Origin of the sequence: Leifsonia sp. T36S-04 (genome assembly GCF_042465655.1) — a bacterium.
In the GTDB taxonomy this organism is placed as follows: Bacteria; Actinomycetota; Actinomycetes; order Actinomycetales; family Microbacteriaceae; genus Leifsonia.
Genome location: NZ_CP146286.1, coordinates 2,810,498 through 2,836,048 on the forward strand (window position 1 = coordinate 2,810,498; position 25,551 = coordinate 2,836,048).

At 69.8% G+C, this 25,551-nt stretch carries 27 protein-coding genes; 11 read left to right on the forward strand and 16 right to left on the reverse strand.

The features are described 5' to 3' along the window. Nucleotides 1-14: 14 nt before the first annotated feature. A complete protein-coding gene (locus P3F85_RS13615; RefSeq protein WP_374008313.1) occupies nt 15-863 on the forward strand; it encodes an IclR family transcriptional regulator in 849 nt (282 codons plus the stop codon). Here P3F85_RS13615 and P3F85_RS13620 read toward each other — a convergent pair. The 4 genes from P3F85_RS13620 to P3F85_RS13635 form a co-directional block, all read right to left on the reverse strand. After that, nucleotides 860-1,885: a LacI family DNA-binding transcriptional regulator gene (locus P3F85_RS13620; protein WP_374008314.1), complete on the reverse strand. Its 1,026-nt coding sequence runs from the start codon at nt 1,883-1,885 to the stop codon at nt 860-862. The two genes, P3F85_RS13615 and P3F85_RS13620, sit on opposite strands and share 4 nt — an antisense overlap. 60 nt (nt 1,886-1,945) lie before the next feature. After that, nucleotides 1,946-3,133 (reverse strand): metallophosphoesterase, encoded by a 1,188-nt coding sequence (locus P3F85_RS13625; RefSeq protein WP_374008316.1) that lies wholly within the window; start codon nt 3,131-3,133, stop codon nt 1,946-1,948. Then, entirely contained in the window at nt 3,103-3,573 is a 471-nt protein-coding gene (locus P3F85_RS13630; RefSeq protein ID WP_374008317.1) for a nucleotidyltransferase domain-containing protein, read from the reverse strand. The genes P3F85_RS13625 and P3F85_RS13630 overlap by 31 nt, the downstream gene beginning before the upstream one ends. Before the next feature lie 90 nt (nt 3,574-3,663). After that, entirely contained in the window at nt 3,664-4,851 is a 1,188-nt protein-coding gene (locus P3F85_RS13635; RefSeq protein WP_374008319.1) for a benzoate/H(+) symporter BenE family transporter, read from the reverse strand. A gap of 69 nt (nt 4,852-4,920) precedes the next feature. On the opposite strand from P3F85_RS13635, the gene P3F85_RS13640 reads away from it, so the two are divergent. Further along, nucleotides 4,921-5,592 (forward strand): Type 1 glutamine amidotransferase-like domain-containing protein, encoded by a 672-nt coding sequence (locus P3F85_RS13640; RefSeq protein ID WP_374008321.1) that lies wholly within the window; start codon nt 4,921-4,923, stop codon nt 5,590-5,592. A gap of 15 nt (nt 5,593-5,607) precedes the next feature. Here the strand turns inward: P3F85_RS13640 and P3F85_RS13645 are convergent, their stop codons facing one another. Next, nucleotides 5,608-6,291 carry an SDR family NAD(P)-dependent oxidoreductase gene (locus P3F85_RS13645; protein WP_374008323.1) on the reverse strand — a complete coding sequence of 228 codons (684 nt, stop codon included), beginning with the start codon at nt 6,289-6,291 and terminating at the stop codon, nt 5,608-5,610. 101 nt (nt 6,292-6,392) lie between these two features. Here P3F85_RS13645 and P3F85_RS13650 point away from each other — a divergent pair, with 101 nt between their 5' ends. After that, the gene (locus P3F85_RS13650) at nt 6,393-7,265 is read left to right on the forward strand and encodes a helix-turn-helix transcriptional regulator (protein WP_374008325.1); all 873 of its coding nucleotides are present in this window, start codon (nt 6,393-6,395) and stop codon (nt 7,263-7,265) included. Here the strand turns inward: P3F85_RS13650 and P3F85_RS13655 are convergent. The 4 genes from P3F85_RS13655 to P3F85_RS13670 form a co-directional block, all read right to left on the reverse strand. Then, nucleotides 7,262-8,236: an NAD-dependent epimerase/dehydratase family protein gene (locus P3F85_RS13655; protein WP_374008327.1), complete on the reverse strand. Its 975-nt coding sequence runs from the start codon at nt 8,234-8,236 to the stop codon at nt 7,262-7,264. The genes P3F85_RS13650 and P3F85_RS13655 overlap by 4 nt on opposite strands. Beyond that, nucleotides 8,233-8,673 carry a MerR family transcriptional regulator gene (locus P3F85_RS13660; protein ID WP_374008329.1) on the reverse strand — a complete coding sequence of 147 codons (441 nt, stop codon included), beginning with the start codon at nt 8,671-8,673 and terminating at the stop codon, nt 8,233-8,235. The genes P3F85_RS13655 and P3F85_RS13660 overlap by 4 nt, the downstream gene beginning before the upstream one ends. Nucleotides 8,674-8,707: 34 nt before the next feature. Beyond that, nucleotides 8,708-9,088, reverse strand: coding sequence for a VOC family protein (locus P3F85_RS13665; RefSeq protein ID WP_374008331.1), 381 nt, complete (start codon nt 9,086-9,088; stop codon nt 8,708-8,710). Nucleotides 9,089-9,164: 76 nt separating this feature from the next. Further along, on the reverse strand, nt 9,165-9,872 hold the full coding sequence (locus P3F85_RS13670) for a helix-turn-helix transcriptional regulator (RefSeq protein WP_374008333.1): 708 nt from the start codon (nt 9,870-9,872) through the stop codon (nt 9,165-9,167). Nucleotides 9,873-9,919: 47 nt separating this feature from the next. On the opposite strand from P3F85_RS13670, the gene P3F85_RS13675 reads away from it, so the two are divergent. The 3 genes from P3F85_RS13675 (at nt 9,920) to P3F85_RS13685 (ending at nt 11,621) form a co-directional block, all read left to right on the forward strand. After that, complete coding sequence (locus P3F85_RS13675) at nt 9,920-10,282, forward strand: YidH family protein (RefSeq protein WP_374008335.1); 363 nt, start codon at nt 9,920-9,922, stop codon at nt 10,280-10,282. Next, nucleotides 10,279-10,620 (forward strand): DUF202 domain-containing protein, encoded by a 342-nt coding sequence (locus P3F85_RS13680; RefSeq protein ID WP_374008337.1) that lies wholly within the window; start codon nt 10,279-10,281, stop codon nt 10,618-10,620. Before P3F85_RS13675 ends, P3F85_RS13680 begins: the two co-directional genes overlap by 4 nt. Nucleotides 10,621-10,685: 65 nt before the next feature. Further along, nucleotides 10,686-11,621 (forward strand): 2-deoxy-5-keto-D-gluconate 6-phosphate aldolase domain-containing protein, encoded by a 936-nt coding sequence (locus P3F85_RS13685; RefSeq protein ID WP_374008339.1) that lies wholly within the window; start codon nt 10,686-10,688, stop codon nt 11,619-11,621. Between the two features lie 24 nt (nt 11,622-11,645). Here P3F85_RS13685 and P3F85_RS13690 read toward each other — a convergent pair whose 3' ends face one another. Further along, complete coding sequence (locus P3F85_RS13690; RefSeq protein ID WP_374008341.1) at nt 11,646-12,467, reverse strand: M55 family metallopeptidase; 822 nt, start codon at nt 12,465-12,467, stop codon at nt 11,646-11,648. Between the two features lie 33 nt (nt 12,468-12,500). Next, entirely contained in the window at nt 12,501-15,221 is a 2,721-nt protein-coding gene (locus P3F85_RS13695; RefSeq protein WP_374008342.1) for an Ig-like domain-containing protein, read from the reverse strand. A 162-nt stretch (nt 15,222-15,383) separates the two neighbouring features. On the opposite strand from P3F85_RS13695, the gene P3F85_RS13700 reads away from it, so the two are divergent. Then, on the forward strand, nt 15,384-16,349 hold the full coding sequence (locus tag P3F85_RS13700; protein ID WP_374008344.1) for a glycoside hydrolase family 6 protein: 966 nt from the start codon (nt 15,384-15,386) through the stop codon (nt 16,347-16,349). A 34-nt stretch (nt 16,350-16,383) separates the two neighbouring features. Here the strand turns inward: P3F85_RS13700 and P3F85_RS13705 are convergent, their stop codons facing one another. Next, nucleotides 16,384-17,337, reverse strand: coding sequence for a LysR family transcriptional regulator (locus tag P3F85_RS13705; RefSeq protein ID WP_374008346.1), 954 nt, complete (start codon nt 17,335-17,337; stop codon nt 16,384-16,386). Nucleotides 17,338-17,447: 110 nt separating this feature from the next. On the opposite strand from P3F85_RS13705, the gene P3F85_RS13710 reads away from it, so the two are divergent. Genes P3F85_RS13710 through lysA form a run of 4 tightly spaced genes read left to right on the forward strand, consistent with a single transcriptional unit; the run spans nt 17,448 to nt 22,679 of the window. Beyond that, nucleotides 17,448-18,995: an aminotransferase class I/II-fold pyridoxal phosphate-dependent enzyme gene (locus P3F85_RS13710; protein ID WP_374008347.1), complete on the forward strand. Its 1,548-nt coding sequence runs from the start codon at nt 17,448-17,450 to the stop codon at nt 18,993-18,995. A 35-nt stretch (nt 18,996-19,030) separates the two neighbouring features. Further along, nucleotides 19,031-20,530 carry an amino acid permease gene (locus P3F85_RS13715; RefSeq protein WP_374008349.1) on the forward strand — a complete coding sequence of 500 codons (1,500 nt, stop codon included), beginning with the start codon at nt 19,031-19,033 and terminating at the stop codon, nt 20,528-20,530. Then, nucleotides 20,527-21,417: a universal stress protein gene (locus P3F85_RS13720; protein ID WP_374008350.1), complete on the forward strand. Its 891-nt coding sequence runs from the start codon at nt 20,527-20,529 to the stop codon at nt 21,415-21,417. Before P3F85_RS13715 ends, P3F85_RS13720 begins: the two co-directional genes overlap by 4 nt. 2 nt (nt 21,418-21,419) lie before the next feature. Then, nucleotides 21,420-22,679 (forward strand): diaminopimelate decarboxylase, encoded by a 1,260-nt coding sequence (lysA, locus tag P3F85_RS13725; protein WP_374008352.1) that lies wholly within the window; start codon nt 21,420-21,422, stop codon nt 22,677-22,679. A 39-nt stretch (nt 22,680-22,718) separates the two neighbouring features. Here lysA and P3F85_RS13730 read toward each other — a convergent pair whose 3' ends face one another. The 4 genes from P3F85_RS13730 to P3F85_RS13745 are packed head-to-tail and all read right to left on the reverse strand — an operon-like array spanning nt 22,719 to nt 25,427. Next, nucleotides 22,719-23,312 (reverse strand): hypothetical protein, encoded by a 594-nt coding sequence (locus tag P3F85_RS13730; RefSeq protein ID WP_374008354.1) that lies wholly within the window; start codon nt 23,310-23,312, stop codon nt 22,719-22,721. Between the two features lie 24 nt (nt 23,313-23,336). Further along, on the reverse strand, nt 23,337-23,633 hold the full coding sequence (locus P3F85_RS13735) for a putative quinol monooxygenase (protein WP_374008355.1): 297 nt from the start codon (nt 23,631-23,633) through the stop codon (nt 23,337-23,339). Continuing rightward, a complete protein-coding gene (locus P3F85_RS13740) occupies nt 23,626-24,420 on the reverse strand; it encodes an ATP-binding cassette domain-containing protein (RefSeq protein WP_374010939.1) in 795 nt (264 codons plus the stop codon). The genes P3F85_RS13735 and P3F85_RS13740 overlap by 8 nt, the downstream gene beginning before the upstream one ends. Before the next feature lie 2 nt (nt 24,421-24,422). Further along, a complete protein-coding gene (locus P3F85_RS13745; RefSeq protein ID WP_374010940.1) occupies nt 24,423-25,427 on the reverse strand; it encodes an ABC transporter permease in 1,005 nt (334 codons plus the stop codon). Between the last annotated feature and the right edge of the window lie 124 nt (nt 25,428-25,551).

A 25,551-nucleotide genomic window follows, 5' to 3' on the forward strand; every position in this document is an offset into this window, starting at 1 on the left:
CGTAGGGTGGCCGAATGACGCCTCAGACGGAGCCGCGCAGGAACGCCTCGGGACTGGCCCGCGACATCGAGATCCTGGAACTCCTCGGCGGGCCGGAGGCCATGCAGAACCACGGGCTCGGAGTGCTCCGCATCTCCCAGCTGACCAGCCGGGACAAAGCGGTCGTCTCGCGGACACTGGCCACCCTTGCCGACGCCGGCATCCTTGAGCGGGACGAGGCGACGCTCACCTACCGGCTGGGCTCCCGGTTGTACGCGCTCGCCGCCCGGACCACCGAGAGCCGGCTCGTCGCCGAATCCCGGGCTGCCCTCCGGCGGATCGCGCAGTCGACGCGTGAGACCACACACCTCTGCGTGCTCCGCGGCGGAAACGTGCTGACCATCCTGAGCGAGCTCAGCCCCCACGAGTTCCGCGCGACCGGCTGGGAAGGAGTGACAACCGCCGCCTGGCGCACGCCATCCGGCCGGGTTCTGCTGAGCGACTGGGACACGGCTTCGCTCACCCGGTGGTACGCCGAGCACGGCCACGACCTCCCCATCGTCGGCCCCGCCGACCCCATCATGGCGGCCTCCGGATTCTCCGTGCTGCCTGCGCCGCCGGAGGATAAAGCGGTGGTCACCGACTTCGATACGCTCCTCGAAGAGCTGGCCCGCATCCGGTCACGCGGCTTCGCTCTTCTCGACGAAGAATTGGAGCACGGTGTCGTCGGGGCGTCTGCGCCGGTGCACGACCTCAGCGGGCGCATCGTGGCAGCGATCAACGTCAGCGCACCGAAAGCGCGGATCGGGGACCGGCTGGAGGCGCTGGGCCGGTACGTGGCGATGAGCGCAGCCGAGTTGTCCCGAAAGCTGGGCTCCGCTTAGGGGACGGCGACGGTGAGTGCCGTGGATTCGCGCTCGATGATCCGGAACGGGACGGCGATCTCCTCCGCCCCAGATGAATCGGCCCCGTCGATCCGCCGGACCAGCAACTCCACAGCGCGTCGGGCGATGGCGTCGCGGCCCGGGTCGACCGTCGAGAGGGTCGGCATCGAGTAGTTCGTCTCGTCCAGGTCGTCGAACCCGATGATCGCCACGTCCCCCGGCACCCGGAATCCCTCCTCCTGCAGGACGCGCAGGGCGCCGAGCGCCAGTGTGTCGTTGAACGCGACGACGCCGTCGAAGGGGATGTCCCGGCTCAGGAAATCGCGGATCGCCTGGGCCCCGTCGGCGCGGTGCCACGTGCCCGCGGGAAGGATCAGGCGCTCGTCGACGTCGATCCCCGCCGACTGCAGTGCCTCGCGGTAGCCGGCCAGCCGCAGCCCGCCGGATCCGGTCACTTCACCCGGATGGGCGCCCAGCGCGACGATGCGCCGGCGGCCTCGATCCAGCAGGAGAGCCGTTGCGGCGCGCGCGCCCTCCGCATTCTGCATCGTGACGTGGTCCGTGGTTCCGTTGAAGATGCGGTCACCCAGGAGAACCGTCGGCGCCTTCAGGCCGGCGATGATCTCGCGGTCGGACTCGTCCAGGGTCAGGACGCTGTACAGGATGCCGTCGACCGACCGGCCTCCACGGTTACGGAGCACCGACAGCTCGCTCTCGCGATCGTTGCCGAACTGCTCGATCAGCACCGAGAGCCCGTGCTTCGAGGCCTCCCGCATGACCGAGTCGGCCAGCTCCGCGAAGTAGGCGTTGCGCAGCTCGGGGATGAGCAGGCTGATCACGTTCGTCCGGCCGGACCGGAGGCTCCTCGCCGAGAGGTTCGGCGTGTAGTCGAGCTCGGAGATCGCGGCCAGCACCTTCGCTCGAGTGGCGTCGCTGACGTACGGGTAGTCGTTGATGACGTTCGAGACGGTCTTGATGGAAACGCCCGCCAGCCGGCTCACATCGTGCAAGGTCGCGGTCATCGGCCCTCTCTTCTCGCCGTGACCACGCTACAACGTTGTACGGGGCTGAGCCCTCGCCGGTCAGCGGTTGCAGGTGCCGGAGCCGGAGTCCGAATAGTTCGGGGCCGACGCGTCCTGTCCGGGGCCCTGCAGCGCCGGGGCATAGGAGAAGGAGTACCCGTGCTGGCCGAGGCTCAGTTTCATCGTCCCGAATCCCTGGTCGTAGCCGGTCACCACGTTCGGATTCGCGAAGCTGCCGTCGGGGTTCTTCGCCAGGGTGTCGAGCGCCTCGCCTCCGGTGCCGACGATGAACTCGCGGATGCCGTGCTTCGGGTCCGGCTGACCGGCCGGGTTCATGGGCTGGAAGCGCGCGTAGGCGTGCTCGTGACCATTGAGGATGAGAGTCGCGTGGTTGGCGTAGAGCATCGTCCACCACGCGTCTGCGACCTGACCCTCCTGACCGCCTGCTCCCGAGGCAGACGCCGGGACGGTCGCGGTGGATGCGGTGGTCGCCGTGAAGGTCGGCTGGTGCCAGTAGGCGATCGTGCACTGCTTGTGGTTGTGCTTCAGGTCGTCCGCGAGCCAACGGGTCTCCTGTGCGAGAAGTCCGCTGTCGGTGGTCGAGCAGTCGTTCCCGAACGCAGGAGAGTTGCACTCCACATTGAGGGAGACGATGTGCCAGTTGCCCAGATCGTACGAGTACCACCCCTGACTCGAGCTGGTGTCGTCGCCCGCCTGCCCCGCGGGGTTCGGGGTGCCGGACTGGTCGTGCCCGTTGAAATAGGCGAAGTACCCGTTGCCGTTCTGGCCGGCTTCTGCGTCGCCCTTCTTCGTGTACGGGTAGTACTCGTGGTTGCCGGGCGCCGGGCGCTCGAGGAACTTCAGGCCGCCCCACGCCTGCTCGAACGAGCCCTCGAAGTCGCTCAGCTTGCCCACTTGGTACTGCTCGTCGCCGAGCAGCGCGACGGCATCCGGCTTCATCGCGTCCGTCTGCTTCGCCGTGGCGAACTCGGCGTCGTAGCCGCCCAGGCTCGGGCTTCCGCACTTGAGGGCGGCCGGGTTGAGCGCGTTGTCGTCGTCGTCCGGCTCGCATGCGATATCGCCGACGGCCGCCAGCGTGAAGGTCTTGGCATCCTCGTCGTGATGCGGCGACGCATACGGCCATCCGTCCTGAAGGTCCGGGGCGACCACCGCGGCAGCCGTGCCGAACAGTGTCACGGCAATGATCCCGGAAGCGATCAGGAACGTCTTGCGAGTGCGAATGGGCATCGGATCCTCCGTGAGCGCCGGCCCCAGACGGCCGCAACGACAGACAGCAGGTTCGGAGCCCCCGTCGACATCCGGATGAACTCCAAGCGACTCCGAGGTGAAGAGCGGCTGCGGAGGCTCTCAGGATCGGGCGACACGGCACGGCGCGCTCTACGCGTCCTCACGTGACGCGTCGGAAGCGGGCGTGAGCGTGCCGTCGTCGTACGCACCAATCGTGCCCTCGGTTGGAACCGGGAGAACCACATCGAGCCCGCGGCGACGTCGGGGTCGTCGCAGAGCAGAATAAAATCGACGTCACTCTCCAGCTGTTCTGTACCGCGCGCGTTCGACCCGACGAGAGCGACCGCCCGGATGTCGGGCTCCCTGTTCGCCCACTCCGTCACTGCGCCGATCACGCGCGCTGCCTCGCGTCGCCGGCCTTCCGTACTCGTCGTCATCATGCGCGCACCCGCCGCAACGGCGCGTCGAAGTGCACGTCGTGGCGGTAATTCCGCGTGAATACCGACCACGACGTGCACCTCGGCGAATGCCTACGCGTCAGCGTTTGGGCGCGTCCAGGAAAGCCACCACATCGTGATCGCGCCGGCGAGGAGGCCCCACAGCGCCGATCCGATTCCGCCGACGACAATCCCGGACACGACGACGAGGAACGTCACGATCGCCGCAATCCGGTGCCGCGGGTCCTCCAGCGCGCTGACGATGCTGCTGACGAGCGCTCCGAGCACTGCGAGACCGGCGACCGCGGTGACAAGGATCGCGGGGGCCGCACCGATCAGCGCAGTGGCCAAGCCCGCGGCCGCACCGAGCGGGAGGTACAGCAGACCATTCGTGAGGGTCGCGATCCACCTCCGGGATGGATCGGGCGACGCCTCGGGCGATGCCATGATCGCCGCGGTGATCGCACCGAGATTGATCGCATGGCCGCCGAACATCGCCGCACCCGCCGAACCGAGGCCCTGGCCCACCAGCGAGAACCGCGGCGGCGCGACGTAGCCGTAGGTCTGCATCACCACGAACCCGGGCACGTTCTGGCCGGCCATCGTCACCACGAACAGCGGTAGTCCAACGCTCAGGATCGTGAACGGGTCGAAGGTGGGCGCGACGAACACGAGCTGCGGTGAGATCGCGGCCCGACCGATCCACCCGGTTCCGGCGGCCACCAATATGGCCCCGACGGCCACGATCATGGCAGCCGGCACCGCCCACCGCGGCGCGAGCCGGAACAGCACCAGCCAGACGACCACGATCGGGACCGCATACTGCGGCAGCGTGGCGACCGCCTGCACCGGCGCCAGGCAGATGGGCAGCAGCACCCCGGCGAGCAGCGCACTGGCCAGCGGCCTCGGGATGCTCGCGATCGCGCGGCCCAGCCACCGCCACAGCCCGCAGAGCACCATGAGTGCCGCCGACACCAGGAACGCACCGACGGCATCCGAGAACCGGGTGTGGCCGCCGGCCGCGGCCAGCAGAACGGCAGCACCCGGCGTGGACCACGCGATCGCCAGCGGGATGCGCAACCAGAGCGCGGCGACTGTGCTCACGACAGCGATCGCGATGCACACCGCGAACAACCCCGATGAGGCCTCGGCGTCGGTGGCCCCGACCGCGCGCAGCCCGGCGACGACGATGACGAACGACGACGCGAAACCGGAGATGGCAGCGACGAACCCGGCCGAGATCGGCTGAAGCAGGGATGTCGAGGCGATGGAAAAGAGCATATCGGCGGAGAAAGGCCGACCCCCGCCGTACGATGGGTTCGATTTCGCGCGTCGCTGGGGAGGTCGAGGATGAAGTTGCTGCTCACGTCGGGCGGCGTCACGAACGACAGCATCCGGGAGGCGCTGGTCGGGATGCTCGGTAAGCCGATCGCCGAGAGCACGGCCCTGTTCATCCCGACCGCGCAGTGGGGACAGCCCGCGTGCAGCCCGGAGACCGTCTGGAAGTCGATCGCGGGCGACTGGGACGGCGACCCCGGCCTCGTCGGCCTGGGATGGAAGTCCGTCGGAGTGCTGGAGCTGACCGCGCTGCCGAGCCTCGCCGAGGAGCGCTGGATGCCGTGGGTGCGCGAGACCGACGTGCTACTCGTCGACGGCGGCGACGCGAGATACCTCGTCACGTGGATGCAGCAGTCGGGTCTCGCCGCACTGCTCTCCGAGCTCCCCGACACCGTTTGGGTGGGAGTGAGTGCGGGCAGCATGGTGCTGACCCCGCGCGTGGGGGGAGAGTTCCTCGACTGGCAGCCGGACGGACCCGACGAGACCCTCGGCCTCACCGATTTCTCGATCTTCCCGCACCTCGACTACCCCGGCTGGACGGAGAACACGCTCGAAGCCGCCCGGCGCTGGGCGGAGCGCATCCCGGGCCGCTCCTACGCGATCGACGACCAGACGGCGATCTCTGTCGTCGGTGGGCGCGTCGACGTCATCAGCGAGGGTCACTGGGAGCAGTTCGACCGCTGAGCGCCCTTCCTGCCCTCAGTACTCGATGCGCCCCTCCCGGTTGTGGAACTCGCCGGTCGGCCCATCCAGGCCGATCGTGGCGAGCCGTACGGTGGCGTCGGTACCCTGCTCGACGGTCTGGTGCCCGCTGAACCCGTTGAACTCGGTGGCGGTGTAGCCCGGATCGCTCGCGTTCACGCGGAACTCCGGGAGGCTCTTCGCGTACTGCACGGTGAGCGCGATGACCGCGGCCTTCGACGCCGCGTACGGGATGCCGCGCACCGGGTACTCGTCGTGACCGGGCGTTGCGAGCCAGCGCGGCCAGCCGACACCGGAGGCGACGTTCACGATGACCGGGCGGTCCGATTGCCGTAGCAGCGGCAGCGCCGCCTGGGTGACGCGGACCACGCCGAGCACGTTCGTGTCGAGCGTCCGGAGCATGGCCTGCGCATCGAGGTCGTCCACTCCCTGCAACGAGTCGCCGAGCACGCCGGCGTTGTTCACCAGCACATCGAGCGAGCTCAGCGACGCGAGCGCTGCCTCCACACTCGCCTGGTCTGTCACATCCAGGGCGACGGGAATAGCGCCGAGATCGCGCGCGGCGCCCGCTGCGGAGAGGTCGCGCATCCCGGCATAGACCGTGTGTCCCGCATCGATGAGTCGTCTGGTCGCTTCGAGGCCGAGGCCGCGGTTTGCTCCTGTGATGAGTGTCGTCGTCATGGTTCGATCCTGCGCGTCTCCCGTCGCAACGCCCAGGCATCGGTGGTCGGGGGTACCGGCAGTACCAGCATGTGCGCGCCGACCCGCCGTACGATGGCCGCATGAGCGAGTTCGGAGCCGTGCTGAGGTCATGGCGCGACCGCGTCGATCCCGCGGAGGTGGGGCTTCCGGCAGGCCCGGGCCGGCGAACGGCCGGCCTTCGCAGGGAAGAGCTGGCGACGCTCGCCGGCGTCAGCGTCGACTACATCGTGCGGCTCGAGCAGGGCCGTGCCACGAATCCCTCGCCGCAGCTGCTCGGAGCGCTCGCCCGCGCGCTGCGGCTGACCCGTGAGGAACGGGACCACCTCTTCCGCGTCGCCGGAGCGCTCCCGTCGCCCGCCGCGCGCATCCCGCAGCATCTCACCCCGGGGGTCCAGCGCATCCTGGACCGGATCGGGGATGTGCCGCTGGCCGTCTTCACGGCTTCGTGGGACTTCCTCCTGTGGAACCCGCTCTGGGCCGCGCTGCTCAAGGATCCCTCCGAGACGACCGGTTTCGAGCGCAATCTGGTCTGGCGGCACTTCATGCACGGCCACACCACGGTCGAGTTCGACGACATCCATCAGGAGGAGTTCTCGAGCGACCTCGTGGCGGACCTGCGTCAGGCCCACGGCCGGTACCCGGATGACCCGGACCTCGCGCGCCTCATCGCCCGCCTCCGTACGGACTCGCCCGAATTCGAGCGCCGCTGGACCGTCGCGCGCGTCGCCGCCCATCGCTCCAGCCGCAAGACGATGACGCAGACCCTCGTCGGGCCGATCACGGTCGACTGCGACGTGCTGACCGTGCCGGACGGCGACCTGCGGATCGTCGTCTACACGGCCGTTCCCGGCAGCGAGGATGCAGCCAAGCTCGACCTGCTGCGGGTGGCGGGAGTCGAGCGTTTCCCGTCCACCGCAGCCGGAATGCCGCAGCCGCACCGCGCGAGCCGCTAGGCGGCGAGCAGTCCCAGGTCCCGGAGGCTGCGGGCGGTCTCGACGATCGTCTCGACGACAGGCCGCGGGCGGAGGCCGAGTTCGCGCTTGGCACGCTCGTTGTGGATGACGAGCGGTGCCGGTTCTTCGCCGGGCACCTCCTCGGTGGGGACGCGCGAGGCGAGTTCGCCCAACTCGCTGCGCAGCACGTTCGCGACGTCCAGGAACGTCATCGTGGGCCCGTCGGCGAGCACGAGATAGCGCTTGCCTGCGGCCTCCGGCGTGGTCATCGCCGCGAGATGCGCCGACGAGACATCCCGGACGTCCGCCATCCCGAAGCGCTGCCGAGGGACCGTCGTCATCGTTCCGTCGAGCATCCCCGTGAAGACGGCCAAGGAGGAGCGGGCCGATGACGTCAGGGTGGGGCCTGCGATCCAGGTCGGGTTGATGACGGCGAGTTCGAGTCCGCGCCCCTCCGATCCGACGAAATCCCACGCGGCCCGCTCGGCGACCGCCTTCGACAGCGGGTAGGCGGGGAGTCCCGGGGTCTCCGGGTCCGTCCAGTCCGTCTCGTCGTACTCGCGGACCGGCTTCGGCGAGTACCCGACCGCCGCGAAGGACGACGTGAGCACCACCCGTCGCGCACCGGCGTCACGTGCTGCGCGCAGCACCCTGAGCGATCCGTCGCGGGCGGGAACGACGACCTCCTGCGCGTTCGCGGTCTGGATCATCGGCGAAGCAACGTGGTAGACGTCCTCGATGCCGTCGAGCGCGGCGCGCCAGCCGTCGTCAGCTGTGAGCGAGGCGGCCACGAACGACAACCCCGCATCGTCGGCTCCCGTGCGGCGGACCGCTGCGCGGACCTCCTCGCCGCGGTCGAGCGAGCGGATGGTCGTGCGGACGTCGGTGCCGGACGCAAGGAGGTCGGCGATCAGCCGCGTCGCGAGGTAGCCGGTCCCGCCCGTGACGAGAGTGGTGGGTGTGGTGTTCATCGGAAGGACTCCTCGAGGGCCGGAAGGATGGATTCGAGTGCGGATCGCGCGCCGGCTTCGGCGACGTCGTCGGCTCGGTCGCGCGCATCCCAGAGCTCCGCTTTCACCCGCAGGTAGTCGAGGTGGACGCGGAGGGTCGCGATCTGCCGTTCGACGCGGTCGGCGTGGCGCAGCAGGATGTCCCGCTGCTCACCCGCCGCCTCCCTCCCGCGCCGCCTGTTCGCCTGATAGGCGCGCATGTCGTCGATGCCGACGCCCATCGCGCGCAAGCACGCGAGCACCTGCGCCTCGTCCAGGTCCGCTTCTGTGTAGCGGCGGTGTCCGCTGTGCTCGTCGCGGGAGATCGGCCCCAGGAGGCCGACATCCTCGTAGTACCGCAGCGTCGGCTCGCTGAGCCCGCTCTGGCGCGACGCCGCTTGGATGGTCAACGTGGTCATGACGACCATCCCAACAGACTTCAAGCGCTTGAGGTCAAATCCGATCGCCGGGCCGCGAGAACAGGTTCACCAGGTTCCCATCGGGGTCCCGGATGAGCGTCGAGCGGTTCCCCCAGGGCATCGTCGTCGGTGCGAGCACCACGTCGGTGAGCGTCTCCCGCAACCGGGCGAACTCGCCGTCCACGTCATCCACCAGGAACTCGATGATCGCCGTGTCGTTGCTCGCCGGTCTCGGCGCTCGGTCGCCGAGCATGGCCACCGTGGCCGGCGTCCCGATCGCGAGCGTTCCCGTGGGCGTCCGGAACTCGGCGAAGACCGGCGCCGGCCGCACGGCGGGCACGCCCGTCACCGACTCGTAGAAGGAGACGAGCCGGTCGAGGTCGTCGGTGATGATGCGGATGGATGCGAGGTTCATGATGTCCTTTTCCGCCGGGCGCTGTGCCCGACGGGCTCCATCATCGGCGGCGGTGGCGACAGCGTCCTGTCGGTGTTTACGACAAGAGCTCGCGCGGTTCCATCGCCCGGAGCCGCCCTCGCACGATGCCCAGTTCGTCGGGCCGGAGCCGGCGGCGCGGGGGCGTCTCGTCCGTCGGTGCCATGGCCGAGATGCGGTCGCCGCGGAACGCGCGAACGCCGTCGCGCAGCCGGCACCACGCGATGAGGTACCAGTCGCCGTCCTTGCCGATGCACGCCATCGGCTCCACGGCGCGCGACGTCGTCGTCCCGTCGCGATCCGTGTACGTGATCTCGAGCACCCGGCCGGTCCGCAGTGCCTCTCCGAGCGCAGGGAGGAGCGGCGATTCCCGCGGCGCTTCCAGCAGATGCACTCGGGAGGCCAGGTCGGCGGACTCGGCGAAAGTCCGGTCGTCCGTGACGGCGACGAGCTTCCGCAGAGCCGATCGCGCGGCCGCGCTGAACGGGCTCTCGGCAAGCATGCCGAGCGAAACGACGACGGCGAGCGCCTCGTCGACGGTGAGGCCGAGCGGAGGGAGGGTGTGGGTCGCGTCGAGGCAGTAGCCTCCCGTCCGGCCGGGCTCCGCCCAGATCGGCACCCCGCTCTGCTGCAACGCGGACAGGTCGCGCTCGATCGTCCGGGGGCTGACCTCGAAGCGGGCGGCCAGCCAGCGGGCGCTTCGGGGGCGGGGAGCGACGGCTCGCAGCTCCTCGACGAGCGCGTAGAGGCGGTCCGTCCGGTTCACCACTCGACGGTATCAGCGGGGCACTGAGCTCTGAGAGGATGACCACGATGAACGACAAGCGCTTCCCCGCCTCCGTCTTCAGCGTCGGCACCGAGCCGGACGCGCGCTTCAGCCTGGCCAACGAGCGCACCTTCCTCGCGTGGATTCGAACCAGCCTCGCCTTTCTCGCCGGCGGTGTCGCCCTGGAAGCGCTCGGACTCGGCATCCATCCCGGTTTCCGGCTGGCCGCATCCCTCATCCTGCTGATCGCGGGACTGCTGACACCGTTGCAGGCCTGGTTCGGCTGGAAGAGCAGCGAACGGGCACTCCGGATGGGCATGCCGCTCCCGTCCGCGCCCCTCACCCTCGTCCTCGCCGTCGCGGTGGTCGCCGTCGGCGTTCTCGTCTTCGTGGGCGTCCTCGTGCGATGAGCGGCGTCTTCGACCCGGGGCTGCAGCCCGAACGGACCGCCCTCGCCTGGCGTCGCACCGGACTGGCGCTCCTGGGAGGATCGCTCGTCGCCGCGCGCATCCTGCCCGAGACCCTCGGAGCGTGGGCCGTCATCCCCGGCCTGATCGGGGTGGCTGCGGCCGCGGCCCTGCTGGTCGCGATCCAGCGCCGCTACCGACGCCACCACGAGAGTCTCACCCAGGACGGCGACCGCTCCCCCATCGCCGGCGGCCGTCTCATCGCCGCGACGACACTGTTCCTCGTCGCCGCCGCGCTCGTGAGCATTCTCGTGACGGTCGCAATCACCGCCGGCGCCTGACCCGGAGCATGAGCGCCGGGGGGAACGCGTCGCGCGTACTGCATTCGCCCTGAGAGGATGCGATCATGAGCGCTGACAGCACGCTGACGGCGGAGGGCGCCCCTCCGCTCTTCATCCTGGCGATGGACCATCGCGATTCGCTGGCCAAGAAGGTCTACGGGATCGCAGGCGACCCGACGCCGGATGAACGGATCCGCATCGCGGCGGACAAGCTCGCGGTGTTCGAGGGCGCCGCGGCGGCGATAGGCGGCTTGCCTGAGGGACGCCCGGGCGTCCTGGTCGACGAACGGTACGGCGCGGAGGTCGCGAGGTCTGCTCGCCAGGCCGGCTTCACTCTGATCATGCCGATCGAGCGTTCCGGTCAGGATTTCTTCCAGCTCGAATACGGCGGGTTCGACTCGAGCGAGTGGCTCGACCACCTGGCCCGGTTCGGTCCGGATGCGGCGAAGGTGCTGGTCCGCGACAACCCCGGTTTCGATGACGAGAAGCGGCGTCTCCAGCAGGACCACCTCGCCCTGGTGAGCGCCCGCCTCCGTGAGGCCCGAATCCCGTTGATCATCGAGCTGCTCGTCCCCGACGCGTCACCCACTCCCACGGATGACTACGACGACGCGATCCGCCCAGGACTCACCGTGGAGCTGCTGCGCGAATTCCACGCTCACGGGGTGGAACCGGACATCTGGAAGCTGGAGGGCTACAACGCCGCCCTCGACGCCGCCATGGTGGCCGCCGCGGCACGGGAGGGCGGCCGATCGCACGTCGGCTGCATCGTCCTCGGACGCGACTCGGACGAGCCGCACCTGGATCACTGGCTACAGGTCGCCGCGTCCATCGACGGGTTCGTCGGGTACGCCGTGGGCCGCAGCATCTGGGAACAACCGCTCGCCGACGAACTCGCCGGCCGGATCGACGGCAGCGAACTCCAGCGCAGGGTGGGCGAGTCCTACCTCCACTACTCCCACGTCTACGCGGCGGCCCGGCGGGCGACTCTCACGGAGTGAGGACGCGGTCGTGCCCGGTCTCGGTCAGGCGATCTCGGCGATGTCGGCGACGAGGCCGACCAAACCGTAGGCGGTGAGCAGATCGATACCGGGATAGCCGAACGTCCGTGGGCCACGACGTTCCGATCCCGGGATGAGGAGCAGCCGTTCCATCATCTCCGTCAGCCGCACATCCACCTCGAGGTCCACCAGGTCGGGAAACATCGGGCCGCCGGGGACCTGCGTGGATGCGAGCGCGTCAGGTACGGCGGCTTCGATCAGCGAGCAGGCGACGGCGGGATGGACGCTGTCCGCCGCCCGGACGCCGAGGGCTCGCTTCACCGTGACCGTTGCGACGCCCGGCAGGAGGGCCGCGGCTTCTCGAGTTGCGGCGTCATCCCCGGTGACCAGGGCGGTTCTCGCTCCGTGGGAGCTCGCCACGGCCGCGCTCAGGCCGATCTCGCCCAGGACGATGCCGTCGATTCGCACGGCGTCGACGGTTCGGCCGCTGAGGGTATGGGGAAGAACGGCGTCGGCGAGGCCCGCTCGGCCGTGATACCCGATCAGGAGGACCGCATCGACTCCCCGATCGACCCCGGCCACCATGTCCAGCGGGCGGGGAGTTCCGCGGATCAGCCGAGCCCTCGCATCCAGCCTGGCGGGGAGGATGTTCTGGCCCTTCGCGTGCGAATCGCAGACCGTGACCTCGGCGTCCGCGGTTGCCGCGAAGACGCCGCGCACCGCGGCGGACGCTTCGTCGGTCATCAACTCGCGTGCTCGCTCCCAGCCGGGAGTGCCCGGGGCGATGTCCGACCGGTCGACGACACCGGCAACGCCCTCCATGTCGACCGAAACCACTACGCGCATGCCGCCCACCCTAGGCGCCATCCCAGGTGGCCGCTAATGCGCCCGACGCCTCCGGATCGTCCTGCCCGTCCCGACCAAGATGCCGCCGCCGGCGATCAGCAGGAGCGCCCAGGCTGTCGGGCCCGCCTCGTCCGAACCCGTGGCAGGAAGGTCCGAACCGGATCCCTGCCCCGAGGTGTCCGGTGGCGCCGTCGGGCCGGGTGTGGGCGGCACCGGTGCGAGAACCGTGATGGTGACGACGGCGCGTGCGCACAGGTCGGCTCCGGCCGCGGCGCAGATCTCGTAGGTGAACCGGTCGATGCCGGCGAATGCCGGGCCCGGCGTGTAGACGAAGTCGCGGCCCTGGAGGCGGACGCTTCCGTGTCCCGCTGCCACGGCGATGGTCGGATCGAGGACGGTGCCGCGGTCATTGGCCAGCGCCGTGATGGTCACCGCCTGCCCAGCCGGCGTCTCGACGGCGTCGTCCAGGGCGACCGGGACCACCTCCACCGTCACCGTGGCCTGGGTGCACAGGTCGGGTTGGCCCGCGGAGCAGCCGATCACGGTGTAGAAGTCGCGCCCGGCGAATCCCGGGAGCGGCGTGTAGGTGGTCGTGCCCGACGCATCCACCGTCGCCGTTCCGCTCCGCGGCGGGACCCCGGTGACGAGAGTGACCGCGTCCCCTTCCGGATCGGTGATCGCGAGCGCTCCCTGGACTGCGGTGCCGGTCGTCGTGCGCAGGAGGGCATCGTCGATCACCGGCGGCGAGTTCGGCCGCAGGACCGTGATCGTCACTGTGGCCGAATCGCACAGCTGCGGGGCGGTCGGCGAGCACACCGCGAAGACGAACCGGTCGGTGCCCACGAACCCGTTCGCGGGCGTATACGTGGCGACCCCAGTGATCGGGTCGAGGACGACCGTCCCGTGGTCCGGCGGCGTCACCGGAGTCGGCGAAAGGATTGCGCCGGGTGTCGAGTCGCCTGGAACGAGCGGGATCTGCACCGGCTGGTCGCGGAAGGTCTCCGCGAGATCGTCCGACGCGACCGGGAAGATCTCGAACGTCAACGTCGCCTGCGCACACTCCACCGGGACGCCGTTGTCGCAGGCCTGGAACTTCACCGTGTCCACGCCCGTGAACGCGGACTGCCCGCGGTAGGCGAACCCTCCTCCCGGGAGCATGACGATGGTGCCGTTCTGCGGCGAGGTGATGGTCGTGAAGGTGAGCGTCTGATCCGCGTCCGGATCGGTGGCGACCGCGCGACCCAGGAGGATGCGACCGGTGGTGCCCTGCAGGGTCTGATCCGACGCGGTCGGGGGCTGGTTCGGCGGCGGGGACGGCTCCACGATGGTCGACGTGCGCGCGGCCTCGGAGGAGCCGTCGTTGTTGCCCGGATCCGGGTCGGGCGTCCTCGACGTCCCCGCAACGACGTTGAGCAGTGTCGCGCCGGTCGCCGCGTTCACCGTCCCGGTGATGGAGAGCGGCACGAGTGCACCCGGGCCGAGCGAGCCCAGGTCCCAGCTGACCGTCGTCGCTCCGATCACTCCCCCGGCGGAGACCGACGTGGGTGTGAAGCCCGCCGGCAGCGTGTCCACGACCGTGACCGCGTCCGCCGTTCCCGGGCCGAGGTTCGCCGCCTGGATGGCGTAGGTCACCGATCCCCCGGCGAGGACGGTCGCCGGCCCGGTCTTACTGATCTGGAGGTCGGCGGAGGGCCGCACGAGCGAGCATTCCGGCGCCGGGTAGGTCGCCAGGATCGGGCTCGAGACCACTCCGCGGACCAGGTTCCCGACCGTTCCGGTCTGGATGTCGAAGAACTGCCCCGCCGGGGCCGTCGTGTCCACGACGATCGGAGCGCTGGCGGAGTCGCCGACGAACGACCCCTGCATGCTGGTCGCCCCGGTGAATCGGTACTGGCCGAAGCCGGTCACGCGTCCATCGTCGCTGAGCCGAGCGGCCGCCATGGTCCCGCTCGTGCTCTGCGACCAGCCGCCGTTGTTAGTGAACAACCCGTCGACGATCACGACGCCCTCGTTCACCGACCCCTGGCCGCCGTTGCTGAGATCCCCGGATACCTGGACCGCGCATCCGTTCTGAAAGGTCCCGGGTCCGTTGACGGTGAGGGAGCCGGCGACACTCATCGTCCCGGTGTTGGTGAGGGAGCCGTTCACCGTCTCCGCCGCATCCACCACCAACGTTCCCTCGTTGATGAGTTGTACCGCCGAGTTCAGATTCATCGCCCCGGCGACGTGCATGCTCCCCTGGTTGCGGATGTCGCCGGTCCCGGGGGAGAACGAACCACTCACCGTAAACGTGCCGCCGGGCGCCACCTGCACGGTTGCGGAACCGTTGATGTTGAGGCCCGCGAACGTGGCATCGCCCTCGACCTGGAGGTCGAATCCGGACCCCACGGCGATGAAGGGCATCGCCGTGCTGCCGCCCGCGGCGATGACGAGCGACCCTGTCGCATTGTTCATGTAGGGCGGGGTGAGGCTCGCGCCCGGTGCCACACACAGGGTCGCCCCCGACGGCAGCGCGTTCACTCCGCCGGTGAACGAGCCACCCGCCAGCAGGACGGTCTCCCCCGGGGCCACCGTGATCGCGGCCGGGCCGGGGTCGAGGATGCGCGTGGGCGACGCGCACTGGCTGGCGAAGGTCGCCTGAGCCGCGGGCGCATCCAGCGCCAGGAACGCCGGAGCCAGCGCGAGGGCCAGCGCGGCGCACACGATCGCCCGGGACCGCCTGCGGAAGGTCCGGTGTCCGGTCCGACTCGGCATCGTGCCCCCTTGCGCTGGCCACATCGGGTGAGGATAGTCTCGGACATCCGATCGTCCGTGGCAATGGGCGGTCCGCTCGGTTCGCGCGGCGGACGCCGCCATCCCGGTGACTGCCGGTCGGCCACGGCTGACCGCGAACGCTGCGCGGCCGATAGTTCCGGTATGCGCACACCGGCCGCCCTGCTGATCAGCACAGTCGTGCTGACGGCTGCGCTCGTGGGAGCGCCCGCGGTCCCCGCCGCCGGCGCTGACGAGCTCCCCGCCTTCGGCACCCGGCTCTACGTCGACCCCACCAGCGACGCGCAGCGGGCGTACGAGTCGCTGACCGCACAGGGCGACGCGGCCAGGGCCGCGCTCATCGGACGGATCGCGAGCCAGCCGACCGCGGTCTGGCTGGGCGACTGGTACACGCCGACGCTCCTGGTCAGCGTGATCCAGCGCCACCTGCGGGCAGCCGCCGCCCAGGGCGCGACACCGGTGTTCGTCACCTACGCGGTCCCTGACCGCGACTGCGGGGGCTACTCGGCGGGTGGTCTCTCGGCCGACCAGTATCTCGACTGGAACCGTCTGGTGGCGGCCGCGCTGGCGGGGAGTCGGGCTGTCGTGCTCATCGAGCCGGACTCGCTCGCCATGCTGTCCAGTGCGAAGTGCGCCGGCGTCGCCGCGTCGAGACTGCCGCTCCTTGCCGCTGCGGTCGGCATCCTGGCAGGCGCCGGGCTGTCCACCTATCTCGACGGCGGCAACGCCAGATGGCTCACCCCGGACGTGCAGGCCGGCTATCTCCGGACCGCGGGCATCGCCGGTGCTCGTGGTTTCTTCACGAACGTCTCCAACTTCGACGGGACCCAGGCCGAGCGCGACTACGCCGGCAAGGTCTCCTCCCGCGTCGGCTGGAAGCACTTCGTCATCGACGTGTCGCGCAACTGGAACGGCTGGACCGGCACCTGGTGCAACCCGCCCGCCGCGGCCCTCGGCCAGAACCCGCAGATCACCGAGTCGGCCACGGCCAAGCTCGACGCCCTGCTGTGGGTGAAACATCCTGGCGCGAGCGACGGCCCCTGCAACGGCGGCCCTCCGGCCGGCGCCTGGTACGAGAGTGCGGCGGAGGCCCTCGCGCAAGGCCACTAGTCGCCCATCGCACCCAGCCCATCCACGATCCGGCTCAGTGCCTCGGCGGCGGGCTCTGCGAGCCCTTGGTCACGCCGGCGAATCCGTCTCGCACCGCCGCGACGAGATGGCGCACGGCGGGCGAGGGGCGACGGCTCGCGTCCTCCGGGGATGCCGTCGCCACGAGGATCGAGCGCACGAACGACGGGTCGTTGATCGGTCGCAGCACGATGCCGGGGTGCTCGGCGGTTGTCGCGAGATTCGGGATGACCCCCACCACCATTCGAGCGGCCGTCATCCCGAGGAGGACCTGGAAGTCGTCGGTCCGGATCGCGACGTCGATCGCGTGTCCCTCTGCCGCGAACGCGTCGGCGAGGACGCGGTCGATCGCGTCGTCCGCCGAGGTGGCGAACACCCAGCGCTCACCGCGGAGCGACAGCAGGGCGGCGAGATCGATCGCCGGCCGCGATGCGAGCGGATGTCCCGCGGGCAGCGCGAGCATCAGGGGGTCGCGGTACACCTCCATCGCCTCCACGTTCGGGCGGAACGGCAGCTCGTAGCCGGGCACCGTGTAGACGAGCGCGGCGTCGAGAGCACCCCGATTGATCCGGTCGACAAGGTCGGGGACTTCCTCGACCGTCGCGTCGATCTCGATCCCGAGGTCACCGACGGAGGCTGCGACGAACGGCAGGATGGTCGCCGCCGCCGTCGCGAACGTCCCGAACCGCAGCCGCACACGCCCCAGCTCGCTGAACTCGCGGGCGTCACCGATCGCCCGCTCGCTGAGCGTCAGGATCTGCTGCGCGCGATCCAGGAGCAGCATGCCGACAGGGGTCAGCCTGCTGCCGCGGGGCGAGCGCACCAGGAGGGGGGATCCGACCAGCCTCTCCAGGTTCTTCAGGTGGTAGTCGACCGTCGGCTGGCCCCAGCCCAGACGCCGGGCCGCCGCGGTGACCGAGCCCTCGGCGTGCACCGCCTTGAGCGCCTCGAACTGCCGCAGATCTGCCATCGGATGCCCTGTCGTAGTGGTGTGTCGTCGTCGTGAGCCACATACACTCTATGTGGGTCGAGCGGACTTTGGGGGTTCTCGCCGGGCGGCGGCACCCTGACCATGGAGGAATGTCCCTCACGCGTTCGTCGGCAGTCGACCGGTTCCGTCTGCGACCGCCTGCCGCCGACCTCCCACAGTGGGAGACGCCGTACGCCGATGCGTTGGAGCGTCACGCGGCACGCGCACCCCTCTCGCTGATGGTGCCGGGCCACGGAGGGGACGAACTCGGCCTCAGCGCACGCCTCGCCGGGTTCCTCGGTCCGCGGCCACTGGAGCTCGACGTCCCCATGCTGGTGGAGGGCATCGATCTGGGCGACGACTCTCCGCTGAGCCTCGCGCTCGAGCTGGCGGCGGACGCGTGGGGTGCGCGCCGCACCTGGTTCCTGACCGGCGGCGCGTCGCAGGCGAACCGGATCGCCGCGCTCGCGGTACGAGGGCTCGGCGAGAACATCCTGTCCCAGCGGAGCGCGCACTCCAGCTTCAGCGACGGCGTCCTCTCCGCCGGACTGGCGCCCTCGTTCGTCATGCCATCGCTGGATACCATTCACGGCGTCGCGCACGGTGTCTCGCCTGCGTCCCTCCGGGAGGCGCTGACCGCAGCGGCGAGCGCCGGGCACCCGGCAGACGCCGTCTACGTCGTCTCGCCCAGCTACTTCGGATCGGTCGCAGACGTCGCCGGTCTGGCACAGGTGGCGCACGCCCACGGCGCGCCGCTCATCGTCGACGGCGCCTGGGGACCGCACTTCGGCTTCCATCCGGACCTTCCGGAATCGCCGACACGACTGGGCGCCGATCTGGTGGTCTCGAGCACTCACAAGCTGGGCGGCTCCCTCACGCAATCCGCCATGCTTCATCTCGGCGACGGCCCGTTCGCCGATGCGCTCGAACCTCTGATCGAACGGGCGGTCTCGATCACCGCCTCGACCTCCACATCGGCACTGCTGCTGGCGTCGCTCGATATCGCGCGGCACTCCCTCGCCACCGGCGCCGATCTCATCGGCCGGTCGATCGTGGTCGCCGACGCGTTGCGGGAGGCGCTGCGGGCCGACCCGCGGTTCGGCGTGCTCAGCGACGGGTTCGTCACGTTCGACGACATCGTGGGCGTCGACCCGTTGCGCGTCGCGATCGACGTGTCGAGCACTGGGCTCAGCGGTCACTGGTTACGGCAGCGCCTCAGCGACGCCGACGGAATCTTCTTCGAGATGTCGACCGCGACCACCCTGGTCGCGCTCATCGGCGCGGGCAAGACGCCAGACCTGGTCAGGGCGCATGGGGCGCTCATCGCAGCGGTGGACTCGGCGGAGGCCGACGCCGAGCGTTCGGCCGGCGGTGCCCACCCCTTCCCCGCGCTGCCCGCGTCGGGACCCCTTCGCATGCTTCCCCGCGACGCCTTCTTCGCCGGCACCGAGCTCGTGCCGGCCGTCGAAGCGGTCGGACGCGTCTCGGCCGATACACTCGCCGCGTACCCTCCCGGGATACCGAACCTCATCCCCGGCGAGGAGATCACGGCGCAGACCGTTGCCTTCCTCCAGGCGGTCGCCGCTTCCCCGTCCGGCCATGTCCGCGGTGCGGCCGACCCCGGAGTCGTGTGGTTCCGGGTGACGCGACCCGACTGAGAATTCCGAACCCCCACCAATCGAAGGAGACTGGTATGCCCACCATCGCTCAGCAACTGCTGCGCAGAAAACCGACGACGCCCCCACCGGGCACGGGTGAGGCCGTGCTCAGACGCAGCATCGGCCTCTTCTCGCTGACGATGATCGGCGTCGGCGGGACGCTCGGCACGGGAATCTTCTTCATCCTGTCCCAGGCGGTGCCCGTCGCCGGCCCTGCGGTGATCTGGTCGTTCGTCATCGGCGGCGTCGTCGCCGGGCTCACCGCGCTCTGCTACGCCGAGATGGCCGGCGCTGTCCCGGTTTCCGGTTCGACCTACTCCTACGCGTACGCGACGCTGGGCGAAGGTACGGCGATGGCGGTCGGAGCCTGCCTGCTGCTGGAGTACGGCGTCTCCACGGCCGCCGTCGCGGTGGGATGGTCGCAGTACGTCAACCAGCTGCTTCAGAACCTCGTCGGCTGGCAGCTCCCCGTCCAGCTCTCCCAGGCGCCGGAGCAGGGCGGAATCGTCAACGTCCCCGCGGTGATCGTCATCGTGCTCTGCTCGCTGCTTCTCCTGCGCGGAACGCGCGAGTCCACGACGGTCAACAGCATCATGGTCGTCATCAAGATCGCCGTCGTGCTGTTCTTCTGCGCGGTCGCCTTCACGGGCTGGAACAGCGACCACTTCCACAACTTCGCGCCCGCTGGATTCGCGGGCATCGTGGGTGGGGCCGGGATCATCTTCTTCTCGTTCGTCGGCCTCGACGCCGTGTCGACGGCCGGTGAGGAGGCGAAAAACCCCAAACGGAACCTGCCGCTCGCGATCATGTTCGCACTGCTGATCATCATCGTGCTCTATGTCGGCACCAGCCTCGCCGCTCTGGGCGCGCAGAGCCCGGAGAAGTTCGCGAACCAGGATGCGGGACTCGCTGCGATCCTGCAGAACATCATCGGCTCCAGCTGGCCGGGGACCGTCGTCGCTATCGGCGCGATCATCTCCATCTTCTCGGTGACGCTCGTCGTGCTGTACGGGCAGACGCGCATCCTCTTCGCCATGTCGCGTGACGGGATGATCCCGCCGATCTTCGGCAAGGTCAGCCCCCGGTCGATGACTCCGGTGCAGAACACCGTCATCGTCATGATCGCCACGAGCATCCTCGCGGCCGTCGTCCCGATCGACTTCCTGGCCGAGATGACGAGCATCGGTACGCTCGTAGCCTTCCTCGTGGTGTCCCTCGGCGTCATCATCCTGCGCGTGCGGGAGCCGGAGCTGGAGCGCGGCTTCCGCCTCCCTCTCGGCTGGACCATCCCGATCCTGTCGATCGCGGGCTGCATCGCGATCATCACGCAGCTACGCGTGATCACGATCGTCGTGTTCCTGATCTGGACCGCCGTCTTCCTCGTCTTCTACTGGTTCTACGGCCGGAAGCACTCCGCCCTGCAGGCCGGGCATCCGGTCGGCGACGAAGATGCCCCCTACACGAGCAACTTCGCGCAGCCCAGCAAGAGCGAGATCCGCGAGGCGGCCGCACGCAGGAAGGCGAACCGGAGATGAGAATCGTCGTCGGAGTCGACCCCGCACACCGCTCCGCATCCGCGCTGCACCTCGCCGCGATGCTCGCCCGCTCCTCCGGCGCAGAGCTGATCGTGGCCGCCGTCGTCCCACCGGCCTGGCCGACGACGGCGGGGGGAGCCGATGCGGAGTGGCGCGGCTACACCAGGGAGAATGCCGACAGCGCCCTCGACCACGCCGCCGCCGTGCTCGGCGGTTCGAGCGCCGTCGATTATCTCCTGTACGAGGCTCCGTCGGCCAGACGCGGCCTCGTCGAGCTCGCCGAGCAGCGCGAAGCCTCGATGATCGTCGTCGGCTCCGGAGCGGGCGGGCACCCCGGGCGCATCGCCCTGGGCGCCGAGAGCGACACCCTCCTGCACGCGTCTTCGGTCCCCGTCGCGATCGCGCCCGGCGGGTACCGCGCCCAGGAGGACGCGCGCGTGACCCGGGTGACCGCCGCGTACCGGGGCACGGGCGCATCGGCCGGCCTCGTGCTCGGGGCCGCGGGCGTCGCCGCAATGATGGGCGCGGAGCTGCGCGTCGCCTCTTTCGCCGTCGTGCCCCGCGACTCCGGCACGTCGGGCGCCGGTCTCGACGCCGAGCTGCCTGTCGCCGACACCTGGGCGGCGGATATCGAACGGCACGCGGCCGCGGTGGTGCGCCAGGTCACCGAGGTACCGCACGCCCCCACCGTCTCCGGCGTCGCCGTCGGCATGGGCGAGACGTGGGAGTCGGCCATCGCGGACATCGGCTGGGAGCCGGAGGAGGTGCTGGTGGTCGGCTCGAGCACCCTCGGCCCGATCGCCCGGGTGTTCCTCGGCTCGCACGCAACCAAGATCGTCCGCCACTCCCCCGTTCCGGTCATCGTCGTCCCGCACGGAAGAGAGTAGCCATGCCGCACCCGCTCCTCGATCTGTTCCCCGACGGGACGACCGTCGACCCCGACGGCACCCTCGTGATCGCGGGGTGCCGCGTCGACGACCTCGCTCGCGAGTTCGGCACGCCCGCGATCGTCGTCGACGAGGGCTCCCTGCGAGCGCGAGCGCGGGAGTACCGCACAGTGCTCACGTCGCGCTGGCCGAACGCCCGCGTCGTCTTCGCGTCGAAGGCCTTCCCGGCGACCGCCGTGCAGCGGGTCATGGTCGAGGAGGGGCTCGGGCTGGATGTGGCGGGCGGCGGCGAGATCCTCAGCGCCCTGCGCGCGGGAGTGGACCCGGCACTCATCGTCATGCACGGCAACGCCAAGACGACGGAGGAGCTGCGGATCGCGGTCGAGGCCGGTATCGGGCTCGTCGTCGTCGACAACGAGGACGATGTCGACCGGCTCGAGCAGCTGGTTGCGCCGGGCAATCCTCAGGGTGTCCTGGTGCGGGTCATTCCGGGCGTGGTCTCGTCGACGCATCCGCACGTGCAGACCGGGCAGGTGGGCTCGAAGTTCGGGCTCACGGCCGAGGCCGCTCGCGTCGTCATCGACCGGATCGAGGCGAGCCCGCTTCTGGACATGCGCGGTGTACACGCTCATGTCGGTTCACAGATCATGGATCCGGCCGAGCTCGCCGCGGCCGTCGCCCCGCTCGCTGCGCTCGGCGCCTTCCCCGTCTACGACCTCGGCGGCGGCCTCGGCGCCCGGTACACGCTCACCGACCAGCCCGCCTCCATCGCCGAGTACGTCGACGCGCTGCTGGCGGCCGCACGCGAGCATCTGCCCGCCGAGGCGGAGATCATCATCGAGCCCGGCCGCAGCATGGTGAACGGATCGGCGTGCACTCTGTACACCGTCACCACCGTCAAACGTGACGCCCGGAACTTCGTCGCCGTCGACGGCGGAATGGGCGACAACCTGGAGGCCGCCCTCTTCCAGCAGCGCTACGAGGCCGTGCTCGCCGGCCGCATGCACGACGACGACGCGGAGGACGTCGTTGTGGTCGGCCGGCATTGCGAATCCGGCGATGTCCTCATCGATCCGCTCCGGCTTCCCGCCGCGCGGGTCGGGGACCTCCTCGCCCTTCCGGCCACGGGCGCGTACACGCACACCATGGCGAACAACTACAACGGGTACCGTCGACCGCCGGTGGTCTTCGCGCACGACGGCGAGGCGAGGACCGTGATCCGCCGGGAGACGTGGGAGGACCTGTTCGACCGCGACCTGTGAGCGCGCGATCAGGTCACCGTCGTTCCACCCCGGACGCCTTCAGTCCTCTCGCTGCGCGAGCAGCCGCAACTCAGCCCGGAGATCCTCCAGCCGCTCACTCATTCCGACCGGGTCCGGCGGAGCGAACGTCCGGTCGATCCGGAGCTCGATCTCCCGGGAGACCTCGCCCCACGCCTCGCGCCGGGCGCGTTCGACCACCCGCGCGAGGAAGTCCTCGTCCTCGGACCGCCGCCGGAGCGCGTCGGCCGTCGCGTGCGCGACGGCTTCCCTGCGGCGGAGGTTGATCGCGTCGACCGGGCGATAGTCGTGCGAGTGTTCCGGTTCACCCTCGAGCACCGTGGCCAGCCGGTGCTCGACGGTCATTCGCGCCTCCGCGGCATCCGCTTCGTCGGCAACGGCGAGCAGAGCCCTCCGTGCGACCCCCACGAATGAGCTGGAGGTGTATGCCGCGTCCGGCGTGGTCAGCATCTCCGTGACGATGGCGTTGCGGACGGTCATCCGTACTGCGAAGTCGGCGAGGAGCAGCCCCTCTTCGATCGCTCGCTCCGGCGTGACGGGCTGCACCTCGGCGAGACGTGACTCGTCGAACGGGCGCATCGGGACGCGTCGCGGTCGCCGGCGGAAGAGGGGCATGCCGTTCCCTTCCGGCCGCCGGCGTCAGACGCGATCGAGCCAGGTCAGCCGGGAGCCCGGCTCGACGATGTGCTCCGCGAGTTCGGCATTGAACGCGATGCCGTATTCGGCTCGCACATGCGCGGCGAAGGCGTCGGCATCCGCATACTCCTCGTACACGAAGAAGGCGGCGGGGTCATCCGCGAGCCGGTGAGCGATGAAGGCGACATTCCCCGGCTCCTGCCGGACCTTCTCGGCCAGCCCGGCCACGAGGCGCTCCACGGCGTCCTCGTGGCCTGGCCGGGCGGTGAACTCGGCATACAGGGTCTTGGCCTCACCCAACCTTGGCCCCTGTCATGATCGCGACCGCATCCGTCATCGAGTGGGATTGCGGAGTGATCGTGGCCGCACGCTTGCCGAGCCGCTGGATGTGGATCCGGTCGGCGACCTCGAACACGTGAGGCATGTTGTGGCTGATCAGGATCACCGGGATGCCCCTGTCGCGCAGGTTCTTGACCAGCTCCAGGACCTGCTTCGACTCGCGCACCCCCAGGGCCGCCGTCGGCTCGTCGAGGACGACGACCTTGGATCCGAAGGCAGCAGCGCGGGCGACCGCGACCGCCTGCCGCTGACCACCGGAGAGGTTCTCCACCGGGACCGTGACATCCTGCAGCGTCGTGATCCCCAGCGTGGTGAGCTCGTCCTTCGCCTGCGCGCGCATCCGCTTGCTGTCCATGATCCGGAACACCGAACCGAGGATGCCCTTGCGACGCAGTTCGCGGCCGAGGAACAGGTTCGACGCCACGTCCAGAGCGGGTGAGACGGCGAGGTTCTGGTAGACGGTCTCGATGCCGGCCGAGCGTGCGTCCTGCGGGCGCCGGAAGTGGATGGGCTGCCCGTCGAGCAAGATCTCGCCCTCGTCCGGGATCTCCGCGCCGGTGAGGCACTTGATGAGTGTGGACTTGCCGGCCCCGTTGTCCCCGATGACCGCGAGCACCTCACCCGGGTAGAGCTCCAGGCTCACCCCGTCCAGGCCCACGACCCTGCCGAAGGTCTTGACGAGGCGGCGAGCCTGGAGCACCGGGGTGCGCGTCTCCGCGGGGGCCGATGACGGGTTGTCCGTTGCGATGGTCACTTTCGTACCTTCCGAATCCACTGGTCGACCGCGACGGCGACGATGACGAGGATGCCCACTGCGAGCACCTGATAGAGCACATCCAGCCCCGCGACCGCCAGGCCTTCCTCGAACACGCCGACGATCAGGGCACCGAGGAGGGTCCCCCACACCGTTCCCCGGCCGCCGAAGAGGCTGGTTCCGCCGATCACCACAGCGGTGATCGATTCGAGGTTGGTCGAGATGCCGTCGTTCGGCCCGATCCCGTCGACGCGCCCGATCAGCACCCACGCCCCGACCGCCAGGATGGCGCCCGCCGCGAGGTACACGCTGAGGAGCACACGGTTCACCCGGATACCGGCGAGACGGGCCGATTCGGCGTCGTCGCCGACGGCGTAGACATGACGTCCCCAGGCCGTACGGCCGAGGATGGTCGCCACGATCGCGTACAGCACGACCATCACGACTACGCCGTAGGTGATCTGGACCCCGCCGATGTTGAACGTGTTGCCGAGCGAGGTGATCAGTGGCGGCAGGTTCTGCCCCTGCACCGAAGCGCTGTTCGAGTACAGGAGCAGGATGGCGGTGAAGATGCTCAGCGTGCCCAGGGTGACGATGAACGGAGGCAGCTTGAGCCGCGTTACGAGGAGCCCGTTCAGCAAACCGGTTGCGATGCCGACGACAAGGCCCAGCAGCAGGGCGAGTACGGCCGGGACATGGTTGGACGACGCCGTCTGGGCGATGACCAGCCCGGCGAGAGTGGTCGCCGCGCCGACCGAGAGGTCGATTCCGGAGGTGAGGATGATCAGCGTCTGGGCGATGCCGATCGTGCCGACCACAGCGACCTGCTGTGTGATCAGCGACAGGTTGCCGGGGTTGAGGAACCGCGGGTTGATCGCTCCGAAGACGATGATGGAGAGGACGAGCACGATTGCCGGGCTGAGCGCCGGGTAGCGGTGCAGGAGTCCCCGCAGGCGGGTGAGGGGAGTTGTCCGGTGAAGGAACTCTTGGGCGAGGTCCAGCTCCGAGGTGGGCGGACTCGTCTGCGCCGCAGGCTTGGCCTGAGGCGCCGGTCTATTGGCAGTGGGTTGACTCACGATGGTCTCCTGGATTTCTGTTCATCCCGGGCCGAGCCGTAGACCCGGC

Coding starts and splice junctions, on each gene's coding strand:
- P3F85_RS13615 (WP_374008313.1), top strand. CDS start 15: ATGACGCCTCAGACGGAGCCGCGCAGGAACGCCTCGGGACTGGCCCGC.
- P3F85_RS13620 (WP_374008314.1), bottom strand. CDS start 1,885: ATGACCGCGACCTTGCACGATGTGAGCCGGCTGGCGGGCGTTTCCATC.
- P3F85_RS13625 (WP_374008316.1), bottom strand. CDS start 3,133: ATGCCCATTCGCACTCGCAAGACGTTCCTGATCGCTTCCGGGATCATT.
- P3F85_RS13630 (WP_374008317.1), bottom strand. CDS start 3,573: ATGATGACGACGAGTACGGAAGGCCGGCGACGCGAGGCAGCGCGCGTG.
- P3F85_RS13635 (WP_374008319.1), bottom strand. CDS start 4,851: ATGCTCTTTTCCATCGCCTCGACATCCCTGCTTCAGCCGATCTCGGCC.
- P3F85_RS13640 (WP_374008321.1), top strand. CDS start 4,921: ATGAAGTTGCTGCTCACGTCGGGCGGCGTCACGAACGACAGCATCCGG.
- P3F85_RS13645 (WP_374008323.1), bottom strand. CDS start 6,291: ATGACGACGACACTCATCACAGGAGCAAACCGCGGCCTCGGCCTCGAA.
- P3F85_RS13650 (WP_374008325.1), top strand. CDS start 6,393: ATGAGCGAGTTCGGAGCCGTGCTGAGGTCATGGCGCGACCGCGTCGAT.
- P3F85_RS13655 (WP_374008327.1), bottom strand. CDS start 8,236: ATGAACACCACACCCACCACTCTCGTCACGGGCGGGACCGGCTACCTC.
- P3F85_RS13660 (WP_374008329.1), bottom strand. CDS start 8,673: ATGACCACGTTGACCATCCAAGCGGCGTCGCGCCAGAGCGGGCTCAGC.
- P3F85_RS13665 (WP_374008331.1), bottom strand. CDS start 9,088: ATGAACCTCGCATCCATCCGCATCATCACCGACGACCTCGACCGGCTC.
- P3F85_RS13675 (WP_374008335.1), top strand. CDS start 9,920: ATGAACGACAAGCGCTTCCCCGCCTCCGTCTTCAGCGTCGGCACCGAG.
- P3F85_RS13680 (WP_374008337.1), top strand. CDS start 10,279: ATGAGCGGCGTCTTCGACCCGGGGCTGCAGCCCGAACGGACCGCCCTC.
- P3F85_RS13685 (WP_374008339.1), top strand. CDS start 10,686: ATGAGCGCTGACAGCACGCTGACGGCGGAGGGCGCCCCTCCGCTCTTC.
- P3F85_RS13690 (WP_374008341.1), bottom strand. CDS start 12,467: ATGCGCGTAGTGGTTTCGGTCGACATGGAGGGCGTTGCCGGTGTCGTC.
- P3F85_RS13695 (WP_374008342.1), bottom strand. CDS start 15,221: ATGCCGAGTCGGACCGGACACCGGACCTTCCGCAGGCGGTCCCGGGCG.
- P3F85_RS13700 (WP_374008344.1), top strand. CDS start 15,384: ATGCGCACACCGGCCGCCCTGCTGATCAGCACAGTCGTGCTGACGGCT.
- P3F85_RS13705 (WP_374008346.1), bottom strand. CDS start 17,337: ATGGCAGATCTGCGGCAGTTCGAGGCGCTCAAGGCGGTGCACGCCGAG.
- P3F85_RS13710 (WP_374008347.1), top strand. CDS start 17,448: ATGTCCCTCACGCGTTCGTCGGCAGTCGACCGGTTCCGTCTGCGACCG.
- P3F85_RS13715 (WP_374008349.1), top strand. CDS start 19,031: ATGCCCACCATCGCTCAGCAACTGCTGCGCAGAAAACCGACGACGCCC.
- P3F85_RS13720 (WP_374008350.1), top strand. CDS start 20,527: ATGAGAATCGTCGTCGGAGTCGACCCCGCACACCGCTCCGCATCCGCG.
- lysA (WP_374008352.1), top strand. CDS start 21,420: ATGCCGCACCCGCTCCTCGATCTGTTCCCCGACGGGACGACCGTCGAC.
- P3F85_RS13730 (WP_374008354.1), bottom strand. CDS start 23,312: ATGCCCCTCTTCCGCCGGCGACCGCGACGCGTCCCGATGCGCCCGTTC.